At 44.5% G+C, this 11,232-nt stretch carries 13 protein-coding genes; all 13 read right to left on the bottom strand.

Features of this window, described 5'->3' with window-relative positions:
* Positions 1–206: 206 nt before the first annotated feature.
* Entirely contained in the window at positions 207–842 is a 636-nt protein-coding gene (udk, locus tag V6D41_RS02670) for a uridine kinase (protein ID WP_003225916.1), read from the bottom strand.
* Positions 843–848: 6 nt separating this feature from the next.
* Positions 849–2,117, bottom strand: a complete 1,269-nt coding sequence (locus V6D41_RS02675; RefSeq protein WP_087992257.1) for a peptidase U32 family protein — start codon at positions 2,115–2,117, stop codon at positions 849–851.
* An 18-nt stretch (positions 2,118–2,135) separates the two neighbouring features.
* Complete coding sequence (locus V6D41_RS02680; protein ID WP_087992258.1) at positions 2,136–3,065, bottom strand: peptidase U32 family protein; 930 nt, start codon at positions 3,063–3,065, stop codon at positions 2,136–2,138.
* A 5-nt stretch (positions 3,066–3,070) separates the two neighbouring features.
* Positions 3,071–3,724 (bottom strand): O-methyltransferase, encoded by a 654-nt coding sequence (locus V6D41_RS02685; protein ID WP_087992259.1) that lies wholly within the window; start codon positions 3,722–3,724, stop codon positions 3,071–3,073.
* A 152-nt stretch (positions 3,725–3,876) separates the two neighbouring features.
* Positions 3,877–4,959 carry an endolytic transglycosylase MltG gene (mltG, locus tag V6D41_RS02690; RefSeq protein ID WP_333517199.1) on the bottom strand — a complete coding sequence of 361 codons (1,083 nt, stop codon included), beginning with the start codon at positions 4,957–4,959 and terminating at the stop codon, positions 3,877–3,879.
* A gap of 135 nt (positions 4,960–5,094) precedes the next feature.
* On the bottom strand, positions 5,095–5,376 hold the full coding sequence (locus tag V6D41_RS02695; protein WP_087992261.1) for a DUF1292 domain-containing protein: 282 nt from the start codon (positions 5,374–5,376) through the stop codon (positions 5,095–5,097).
* Positions 5,377–5,393: 17 nt separating this feature from the next.
* Positions 5,394–5,810, bottom strand: coding sequence for a Holliday junction resolvase RuvX (gene ruvX, locus V6D41_RS02700; protein WP_087992262.1), 417 nt, complete (start codon positions 5,808–5,810; stop codon positions 5,394–5,396).
* Between the two features lie 5 nt (positions 5,811–5,815).
* Complete coding sequence (locus tag V6D41_RS02705; protein WP_003225903.1) at positions 5,816–6,082, bottom strand: IreB family regulatory phosphoprotein; 267 nt, start codon at positions 6,080–6,082, stop codon at positions 5,816–5,818.
* Between the two features lie 84 nt (positions 6,083–6,166).
* Positions 6,167–8,803 (bottom strand): alanine--tRNA ligase, encoded by a 2,637-nt coding sequence (gene alaS / locus V6D41_RS02710; protein WP_333517200.1) that lies wholly within the window; start codon positions 8,801–8,803, stop codon positions 6,167–6,169.
* A gap of 337 nt (positions 8,804–9,140) precedes the next feature.
* Entirely contained in the window at positions 9,141–10,202 is a 1,062-nt protein-coding gene (locus V6D41_RS02715) for an AI-2E family transporter (RefSeq protein WP_333517201.1), read from the bottom strand.
* A gap of 97 nt (positions 10,203–10,299) precedes the next feature.
* A complete protein-coding gene (locus tag V6D41_RS02720) occupies positions 10,300–10,431 on the bottom strand; it encodes a YrzQ family protein (protein ID WP_148962201.1) in 132 nt (43 codons plus the stop codon).
* Positions 10,432–10,452: 21 nt separating this feature from the next.
* Positions 10,453–10,644 carry a hypothetical protein gene (locus V6D41_RS02725; protein ID WP_087992266.1) on the bottom strand — a complete coding sequence of 64 codons (192 nt, stop codon included), beginning with the start codon at positions 10,642–10,644 and terminating at the stop codon, positions 10,453–10,455.
* Positions 10,645–10,655: 11 nt separating this feature from the next.
* On the bottom strand, positions 10,656–11,180 hold the full coding sequence (locus V6D41_RS02730; protein ID WP_148962202.1) for a PRC-barrel domain-containing protein: 525 nt from the start codon (positions 11,178–11,180) through the stop codon (positions 10,656–10,658).
* Between the last annotated feature and the right edge of the window lie 52 nt (positions 11,181–11,232).

Genomic DNA, 11,232 nt, shown 5'->3' on the forward strand with positions numbered 1-11,232 from the left:
TATGAGAGCATAAACTAAAAAATTCAAGAATGAGAACACAGGGCAGTCCTCGTTCTTCTCTCCCATATAGGTACTGTTTATCTTAAACTGAATCTTGTCGTTCTGCAAATATTTCGCGTTTATAAACAGGGAAAGAAGGGAATTCGCACATCCCCTTCCTGCCTATACATAATATGGTCAGAGTTATTTATGTCTATGCTATGGTATTACAAAATCGCGTTTTGTTCAAGGATGGTCTGTATTTTCGTGACCATCAGATCAATCGCGACGTGATTCTGTCCGCCTTCCGGGATAATAATATCAGCGTATCGTTTTGTCGGTTCAACGAATTGGTTATGCATCGGGCGGACAACTGACACATATTGTTCAATGACAGAATCAATAGAGCGGCCGCGCTCATTAATATCTCTCATAATCCGTCTGATGATACGCAAGTCAGCGTCTGTATCCACGTAAAGCTTGATATCCATCAGATCACGGAGTCTTTTGTCTTCAAGAACAAGAATGCCTTCAAGGATAATAACATCCTTTGGCTCTACGTGAACCGTTTCTTCTGAACGTGTGTGAAGCTTATAGTCGTAAATCGGCTTTTCAATCGGGCGGTAATTCAATAGATCTTGAATATGCTCGATTAAATAGTCATTATCAAACGCAAGCGGATGATCATAGTTTGTGTTCAGCCTTTCTTCAAATGGAAGATGGCTTTGGTCTTTATAATAAAGGTCTTGCTGGATCATTAAAATCGAGTGCCCTTTAAATTGTTCATAAATGGACCGTGTGACACTCGTTTTTCCTGAACCGGAACCTCCTGCGATTCCAATGACTACTGGATTCTTACCCATGGGTTGTTACTTCCCCTTTCTCATCATGTTGCTCGGATAAATCTTTTTGTCTAGTTTGAATTTGACAATTTGCAGGGGATGGCGGGCAGCATCTAGCTCATTTCCGTCTTCGTCCCAAATGGCTTCAATCGTATGTGTAAAGTTTTCAATTTCCGGACCGAAAAATTCCACTTCGTCGCCTTTTTTGAAGAAATTACGCTGCTGAAGCGTGACCATTTGTGTGTCTTCGTCATAATTCAGCACCAAGCCGACAAAATCAAACGTCGTTTTTTTGGCGTGCTCGCCGAACATTTGCTCTTCATAGCCTGGCGTTCCTTCAAAGAAAGCTGTCGCAGTGTCCCGGTTGGCGCACTTATCAAGCTCTTCAAGCCATTCTTTTTGAATCACAAAGTGATCCGGATCAGCGCAATAAGCGTCAATGACTTTGCGGTATACGCTGACAACTGTCGCTACATAGTGAATTGACTTCATGCGTCCTTCAATCTTTAAGCTGTCGATGCCCATTTCGATCATTTTCGGAATGGATTCAATCAGTTTCAAATCTTTAGGGCTCATTGCAAATGGCGCATCTTCTCCACCATACAAAGCGACGGCGTTGGCACCGTCTGTTTGATACAGATCATAATCCCAGCGGCATGACTGGCAGCAGCCTCCGCGGTTGGAATCCCGCGCTGTCATGTGATTGCTCAACACGCAGCGGCCGGAATATGCGATACACATCGCGCCGTGAATAAAGGATTCGATTTCGATATCTACCTTTTCTTTCATTTCTCTGATTTCGAGAGCGCTTGTTTCACGTGCAAGCACAACGCGGTCAAGGCCTTCTTCCTTCCAGAACTGGACAGCCTTCCAGTTTGAAAGAGACTGCTGCGTGCTCAAGTGAACCTCAACATTCGGCGCCACTCTGCGGCATGTTTCGATAATAAGCGGATCTGCCACAATGATGCCGGCGACGTTGGCGTCTCCAAGCGCTTTTAAATATTCTTCTAGCCCGTCCATGTTTTCATTATGGGCGAAAATATTCGTCGTCACGTAAATCTTTGCGCCATATTGTTTCGCGAATTCTACGCCTTCTGCAATTTCTTCGATCGTAAAGTTATCGGCATTTGAGCGCAGACCGTATTCCTGTCCTCCGATAAAGACCGCGTCCGCTCCGTAATGAACAGCAATTTTCAGCTTTTCAAGATTACCCGCGGGTGCGAGAAGCTCGGGCTTTTTCGTAATCACACGCTTACCATTGACAATTTTGGATATCTTATCATTTACGGCAGTCATAGCTTAACCTCCTTTTGATTAATAAACCGTTTCTTTGAAGAAGAATCCGGTATCGATTTTTCTGTTTACTGGCTGGATGCTTTCAATGCGTTCGATCCAGTCTTCTTTTTTCGCTTCATATTCGTCACGGTTTTCCACACACAGATCAATGGCTTCTCTGTACATTTTGGTGACTTCTATTAAGTATTCAGACGTTTTCAGGACACCGTCGATTTGGAAAGAATCAATGCCGGCATCTATCAATTCTTCGAGCTCATCAATGATGCACACATCGTTCGGGCTCATGATGTGCGTGCCGTTTTCATCTTCGAAAATCGGATATTTATTGTCACGTTCTTTATCGTGCAAAAACATGCCCGATTCCTTTTTCTTTCCTTCAATGTCCATGACTTTGCCTTGGTATTCAAAATAGTTTCCAATCAAAGAACGCTTCGATTGGAACATGCACGTCATTCCATGCACCTGGATTTCAATTTCGACTTCGGCGTTTTCTTTGATCTCCACCATACTGTCCATGTTTAACTCTCTGGCAAGCACAGAACGCGCCGCGCCTTTGCGTCCCCAGTAGTTGCATGTATAGTAGTTGGTGCCTGTCGTTTCTGTGCTCCAATGAAGCTTCAGGTCAGGCGCAGATTCACGAGCAGCCATAAGCACGGCAGGATCGCCAAACACGGCTGCATCGACACCGGTTTCCGCTAAATAAGCCAGATATTCGCCAAGCTCTCCCACTTTATCGTTATGGAAAATGGCATTTACAGCAACGTATACTTTTGCCCCTTCTTTGTGAGCGATCTCTACAGCTTTTGTTACATCTTCACGAGAAAATTCCCCGGCTAATCTCAAGCCGTATCTCTGTTCCCCAACTAAAAACGCAGTTGCCCCCGCCTGTATCAGCGGCAAAATGTCCGCCGTACTCGTCGGCGTTACTAAGAGCTCTGGTTTTTTCATGACGTTCACCTCTTCTTTTTACTAATCGCAAGTCCGTCCCCGACTGGAATAATCGCAGTTTGATAATCCGGATGATTCATCAGCCAATGATTATATTCATCAATTTTTGCTATCAGCCTGCGCCTTCTTTTCGGTTCTATTTTGCTGTAATCCTCTGCCACCAGACCTTTAAACAGCACATTGTCTGTTATAATCACCCCGTCCGGCGAAAGCATCGGTTCATATAAATGAAAAAAGTTTTGATACTGACCTTTTGCAGCGTCAATAAAAATGACATCGTAAGGCGCGGTTACATGAACGGCGGCGGCTAATTCAAGCGCGTCTCCGTAAAAAACATGAATCCGGTCATCAAGCTGAAACTCCTTGATATTGTTTACCGCTTCTTCATGCCGTTTCTCATTGCGTTCAATTGTATATATTTCGGCAGACGGCAGCTCCAGCGCCATACGAATGGCGGAATAACCAATGGCCGTTCCGATTTCTAGTATTTTTTTCGGCTGTTTCACAGACAAAATTTGAAGCAGCACCGCCATGCCCGCTTTTTCCATAATTGGGACATGATGTTCATCTGCATATGCTTCAAGCTTCTTCACGTTTTCCGGCCGAGGCTTCAATAATGCTTCTATATAGTCATTTATTTGTTCATACCGGTCAGTCACTACAAACAGCCTCCCGTTCTAAAAAGGAGTGCCCCAGTCTTTTTACACAGGACACTCTCTGAATACGTCATGATACATCGGTAAACAACCCGATATATTTTATCATAAAACCTTGCGGAAAGCGAACAAAAGGAGAGCTTTTTGCTCCCCTTTTATTGCTCATTTTTTGAGAAAATGTATTTTTCTTTTGCTTTATTATGCTCTTTTAACGTTTTTGTAAATACAACCTCACCACTTGATTTAGCCAAGAAGTACAGATAGTCCGTTTGATCTGGATGCAACGCCGCTTCCCATGACGACATGCCGGCGTTGGCAATCGGTCCTGGCGTCAATCCCGGGTTTTTATACGTATTGTACGGTGAATCGATTTCCAAATCCTTATAAAGAACACGATCTTTATGCTTGCCTGCCGCGTATAGCACGGTCGGATCTGTTTGGAGCGGCATTTTCTTCTTCAGACGGTTATAAAAGACGCTCGCAATTTTATGGCGATCGACTTTTTCAGTCGCTTCTTCTTCAATCAAAGAAGCCATCGTCAGCAGCTTATGCACGGAAAGTTTATTTTTCTTCATTTCTGCTTTGTATGTTTCGACATAAGAATTTGTCTGTTTAACCATTGCCGTGATGATGTCTTCAAGTGACGTGTCTGGATCATGAAAAGGGTATGTAGCCGGGAATAGGTACCCTTCCAGCGGATGCTTAATGTTTTTATTGAAAACATCGTTTGTAATAGTGCCCGGGAATTCTTTCTTCAGCTGATTAATAAATGTTTCATCGTCCAGCTTCGCCATGACTTGTTTTTTAGAGTATTTCGTTTCATCAGCAATAGCGGCCGCGATTTGTGTCAGCTGCGCTCCCTCAGTTGCCGTAATTTGAAATGCATAGCCTGTAGCCCCGCTCGTCAGCTTATGAATAATGGCATCTACATCCATTCCTTTATTCAAATGGTAGAATCCCGCCTGAAACCCGGAAGCGCCTTTATATTTGACATAATACTGAAATGCCTTCTCACTTTTTATGACATCGTTTTTCTTCAATATCGATGCGATGGCCGAAACAGACGAGCCGCTCGGAATGTTGATGTTAACTGTCGTTTCACTGTCTTTTTCAACAGGTTCAAGCAATGTTTTCCCATATAAAAATGCCCCGCCAATGATGAGAAGCAGCACTATAATGGAAGACAGTATGATTCTTTTTTTATTGAAGAATGATTTTTTTTGCTGATTGATATACATTAGGTCTCCTCCCATCAGCTCTTATACTACATGATTCATTGGATTTCGGCAATTTATTACAAAACAAGGGTGAAAGAGGCCTTATACAGCATAAAAAAAGCCGGAGCAGTATGGCTCCGGCTTTGGCGCGGTGTTTTATTCTTCGTCTTCGTCCGCTAAGAATGTGTTAAGGGTTTCTTCAATCATATCCCATTCTTCGTCAGTTTCGATCGGATGTAGCTCACCGTTTTCACTGCCTTCGTTTGGCGTGAAGCTGGAAGCAAGAATTTCTACTTCTTCATCATCTTTTGCTTCCATTGGGTAGTACAGCACATAAGACTTCCCAAACTCTTCGTTTTCAAATGTAAACAGCACTTCACAAAGCTGTTCATTTCCTTGATCGTCAACAATTGTAATATTATTTTCGCCGTGTTCCATTTTCTTCACCCCTGGCTTTAATTTAAACTGTCAAGATATCCTTGCAAAATCATAACAGCCGCCATTTTATCAATGACTTTTTTTCGTTTTTGCCTGCTGACATCAGCGGCAATCAGCATTTTTTCAGCCGCCATTGTGGTAAGACGCTCGTCCCACAGCACAACAGGAACATTGTACGTTGTTTCAAGCATTTTCGCAAATGTTTGGCTGGCTTCGCCTCTCGGGCCGACTGTTCCGTTCATATTCTTAGGAAAGCCGAGCACGATTTTATCTATAGTATACTCCTGAATCAGATCAGATAAACGGGAAAAACCATAATCGCCTTCAGCTTCATTGATCTTTATGGTCTCAATGCCCTGAGCAGTCCAGCCCATTTCGTCGCTCAGAGCAACACCGAGTGTTTTGGTTCCTAAATCGAGTCCTAATATTCTCATCTTTTTTACGCCTCTTTATGCTGTTCTAAATAAGACTTCACCAATTCCTCGATTAATTCGTCTCTTTCAAGTTTGCGAATTAAATTACGAGCGTCACGATGCCTAGGAATATAAGCGGGATCACCTGACAGCAAGTATCCGACAATCTGATTGATTGGATTGTAGCCCTTTTCCTGAAGCGCGTCATACACTGTAATCAGCACTTCATTTACGTTAGTCTCAGCAGAATCATCGGAGAAATTAAATTTCATCGTTTTATCAAACGAGCTCACCGTTTTGCACCTCTTTCCCAAATTCGCAGGCAAAGTTCAGCCTGGGGTCCTAATCTTACCATCATTCTACACTACATGGGCAAATTATAAAACGGATTTCACCCAATCTTCTACAGAAGTCAAAGCTTCTTCTAATTTTTCCGGCTGTTTGCCGCCTGCCTGCGCCATATCCGGACGGCCTCCGCCGCCACCGCCGCAAACTTCCGCAGCTTGTTTGACCAGCTTGCCGGCATGTAGGCCTTTCTCAATGAGATCCTTTGTTACGCCGGCGGAAATATTGACTTTATCGTTTTGTACCGCACCGAGCACAATCACCGCAGATCCAATCTTCGCTTTCAGTTCGTCCACCATTGTGCGGAGATGATTCATGTCTTTCGCATTTACTTTTTCCGCAAGCACACTCACACCGTCAACATTTTTCACTTTTGACAGAATCGCTCCTGCTTCCACGTTGCCTAGTTTCGCAAGAAGAGATTCATTTTCTCTTTGTGCTTCCTTCAGTTCAGCCTGCAGAGCCGCAACCCGTTTCGGCACTTCTTTGATATTTGTTTTCAGCTCGTCAGCAGCGTGCTTCAATACTGAAATTTGGCTGTTCATTTCTTCGTAAGCGCCTTGCCCCGTTACAGCTTCAATCCGTCTTGTGCCCGCGCCGATTCCAGATTCAGAAGCCACTTTAAACAAGCCGATTTCCGCTGTGTTTCTGACATGGCATCCGCCGCACAGCTCTAAACTGTAATCTCCGACTTGAACGACACGGACAATGTCGCCGTATTTTTCGCCGAACAGAGCCATCGCGCCCATTTCTTTTGCTTCAGCGATCGGTTTCAAATCAATGCTGACCGGGATGCTCGCCCAGATCTTTTCGTTTACGATTCTTTCAATTTGTTCAAGCTCTTCTTTTGTCACTTGACCAAAGTGCGAGAAATCAAAACGAAGGCGGTTTTCAGTCACAAGAGATCCCGCCTGATTGACATGAGTTCCAAGAACGTCTTTTAGTGCCTGATGCAATAAATGCGTTGCCGTATGGTTTTTAATGACGCCGCTTCTCATATGGTCTTCAACTTCAGCAGTAACATGCAGGCCTTTTTGAACAGTGCCGCTTTCCACAACACCTTCATGCACATGCTGGCCGTTCGGCGCTTTTTGTACATCTTTAATTCTTACCACTGCCTGTTCGCTGCGGAGATAGCCTTTATCGCCGATTTGGCCGCCGCTTTCTGCATAGAACGGTGTTTCATCAAGAATCACTTGAACGCTGTCTCCTTCATGAGCCTCTTCAATGAATTGGCCGTCTTGAAGAAGCACGATGACACTGGCATCAGCTTTTGTTTGAGAGTAGCCGACAAATGTGCTTTCATCGGTCACGTCGCGCAATGCGCCGCCCTGCACCTGCATGCTGCCGACATCCTGGCGGGCGTTTCTTGCCCGTTCACGCTGCTGATTCATTTCTTCTTCAAAGCCTTCATGGTCAACCGTCATATTCTCGTCTTCGGCGTATTCTTCCGTCAGTTCAACTGGGAATCCATACGTATCGTACAGTTTAAACACATCGGCCCCTGAAATAACGCTGCTGCCCTTGCCTTTTTCTTTTTTGATCATTTCTGACAGGATCGCAAGCCCTTCGTTAAGAGTTTCGTGGAAGCGCTCTTCTTCAGTTTTGATGACTTTTGCGATAAAATCCGCTTTCTCTTTTACTTCAGGATAGAAATCAGCCATGATTTCAGCGACAACCGGCACTAAGTCGTACATAAACGGACGGTGGATGTTGATTGTTTTGGCATAACGCACTGCCCGGCGCAATAAGCGTCTTAAGACATAGCCGCGGCCTTCATTGGACGGCAGCGCCCCGTCACTGACAGCAAAGGCGACCGTTCTGATGTGGTCGGCAATCACTTTAAACGCAGTATCTTTCACATTGTCTTTGCCATATGTTTCACCAGAAATGCTTTCTGTTGCTTTGATGATCGGAACAAATAAATCGGTATCAAAGTTTGTCGGAACATTCTGGATGACAGATACCATTCTTTCAAGCCCCATGCCCGTATCAATGTTTTTCTTCGGAAGCGGCGTGTACGTGCCGTCAGGGTTATGGTTGAACTCAGAGAACACAAGATTCCATACTTCCAGGTAACGGTCGTTTTCTCCGCCTGGGTAAAGCTCCGGATCTTCCGGATCATTTCCGTATGCTTCACCGCGGTCGTAGAAGATCTCTGTGTTCGGTCCGCTCGGTCCTTCACCGATGTCCCAGAAGTTCCCTTCCAGACGGATAATTCTGTCCTCAGGAATACCGATTTTTTTCGCCCAGTACTCATACGCCTCTTCATCCTCAGGGTGAACCGTAACAGAGAGAAGCTCTTTGTCGAAACCGATCCACTTGTCACTCGTTAAAAACTCCCAAGCCCATGTAATGGCTTCTTCTTTGAAATAATCGCCAATGGAAAAGTTTCCGAGCATTTCAAAGAATGTATGATGGCGCGCAGTTTTACCTACATTTTCTATATCGTTTGTTCTGATCGCTTTTTGAGCGTTTACGATTCTTGGATTTTCCGGAACGACACGGCCGTCAAAATATTTTTTCAGTGTCGCAACACCGCTGTTGATCCAAAGCAGTGAAGGATCCTCATGTGGCACTAATGATGCGCTTGGCTCTACCGCATGTCCTTTTTCTTTAAAGAAATCCAAAAACATTTGACGAACTTCAGCAGAAGTTAAGTGTTTCATTGTATTTCCTCCTCTATAAAAATCGAAATTCTCTTTAGTGACAGCAAAAAAGCCCTCCCCCTATGCAAACCACACGTTTACACAGGGACGAGAGCTGTCTCGCGGTACCACCCTGATTACGGGCTTTATTTATCATTCGCCCGTCACCTTTTACCCTGTAACGCAGGATGTGCGGCAGTGATTAACTGCACTCAGGATTAGCTTCCTCCGATCTTCTGATAAAGCTCCTTTCAGCTTGCGGAGCTTCTCTCTTTAACAGGGCTTCGGCGTACTCGGATCCGTCACTCGAGATTCGTATGTATTCTACGAGAAATTATAGACAAGCTGCACGTCAATGTCAATGCTCCGTCCTCATCCGCAAAAAATGGATCATCATCACTTTTAAAACAGCCGTCGCAGGAACAGCCAGAATCATCCCGACGATTCCCGCAAGCTCTCCTCCGGCAAGCAGCGCAAGCATGATGATGACAGGATGCATTTTAAGGCTTCTTCCGACAATGAACGGACTGAGGATATTCCCTTCCATAAACTGCAGAGTAAACACTGTAATCACCACAACAAGTATCGCATTCACTGAGATCGTCATCGCAATTAAAAGCGCAGGAACCGCTCCGATAAACGGACCAAAATAAGGTATGACATTCGTTATCCCTGAAATTAGGCCTAAGATCAACGGATATGGAAGCCCAAATATCCAGAATGTAACGCCCGCCAGCACGCCGAGAATGAAACAGACCAGAAGCTGGCCGCGGACGTAATCGCCAAGAGAGTCATCCACATCCCGCAAGAAGGCGCTGCCCCGCTTTCTCCACGACTTCGGAGTCAAGTACCATACCGTCTTTTTCATCAACTCAATATCCTTTACCATATAAAACACGAGAAAAGGGATTGTTGCCGCAATGATGAAATAATCAAGCACGTTGCGAATTCCGCTGATTGCACCCTCGATCGCTCCCGCGAAAAACGCCTCCGTCTGGCGGATCATTTTATCTATCCGATGGTGCATGCCGTCCGGCCAGTCATCAGTATGGTTATGCACATGAAGAAGGAGCCCGTTATACGTATCAGCAAACATAGGGATATTCTCTGATAAATCCGTCAGCTGCACAATTAAAACAGGCACCCCTTTATACAGCGCCCAGCCAATTCCACCAAAAAAAAGAACATAAATCACCAAGATGCTCAAGGTCCTCGGCAATCCTTTGCCGTGCAGCCACTCCGTGACCGGGAGCAATAAATAAGAAATAAAAATGGAAATGATCAAGGGAATAAAGATTGTTTTTATGACGAGCCAAAAGGGCGACCATAACACATCAAGCATAAAAAAGACGTAGACTGTTAACAGGACCAGCAAACAAATGGCCACCCACAACAAAAGCTGCACCGGTTTTTGAAGCATCTGCTTTCACCTCTTCTATATCTTTTGAGGAACGGTGCGAATTATTCTCTCTCCTTATAACAAAAAGGATACTCTTCCGGAGAGTATCCTTTTTCACTTAAAACATTTTCGTTATTCTTCTTCTCATCCGCTTCATGCTTCGATTATTCAGCATGTCGGATTGAGTCGTCATTCGGTACACGAGAGCCCCGGCTCCCAATGCCAAAAGAGAAGTCATCGTCCGATTCATCCTGCGCATCTCCCTTCATCATTAAAAATTGATGCTGCGTTCATCCTCAGAAAACAAATCATCTAAGCTGCTTAACGTTCCGTCTTCTTCCACCTGATGAGTTGCAATCTTCCCTTTGGCTACTGTCAGTTCAATAAAACAGCTCCAGCAATAATATTGGTTCACGCCGATTTTCCCGATATCCTTACTTTTGCAGTTCGGGCATATAAGCATATCTCACACCTCTATCCGTTCAGAACGATCTCGTCTTTCCGCACCTCGACAAGCGAATCCGCTCTTTGGATCTGATGCTTGCTTCCCGCCAGATCAGAAAAGAAACCGTCCGAGAGTTCATATGCTACGATTATGCCCCTGTCCAAACAAAAGTATACATCTTCCAGCATCCCCAATATATCCCCCTCTTGCGATTTTACAAGCTTCATTTTCATCTGCTCGTATGTGAAGCATGATTTCGGAAGAGGCAGAAGCTGATCTGAACTGATCGAGACCAATATGCGGTCATCAAGAATGCAAGAAATATCACACGCCCGTAATAACGCGTGATGATGATGCAAAAACCGTTTTTGTGCAAGAATAAACCCGAGACAATCTCCCTTAAGAGAAAAACAAATATCGGAAATTGTCCCAAGATAACAAGAAGTTCGTTCTGAGTATACTGGGAATCCTTCTATCTCATGGCATGTTCTCAAAGTGTGATCAACCACCTTTTGTTGAACAAGCTTAGGTTTTGCTTTGCACCTTAGACTCATACGATGAAATCACTTCCACCGCAAAATAAAAAAACTCCCGCAGCGCGGGAGC

It is taken from the genome of Bacillus sp. 0102A, from assembly GCF_036765155.1.
Taxonomy (GTDB): Bacteria; Bacillota; Bacilli; order Bacillales; family Bacillaceae; genus Bacillus; species Bacillus subtilis_G.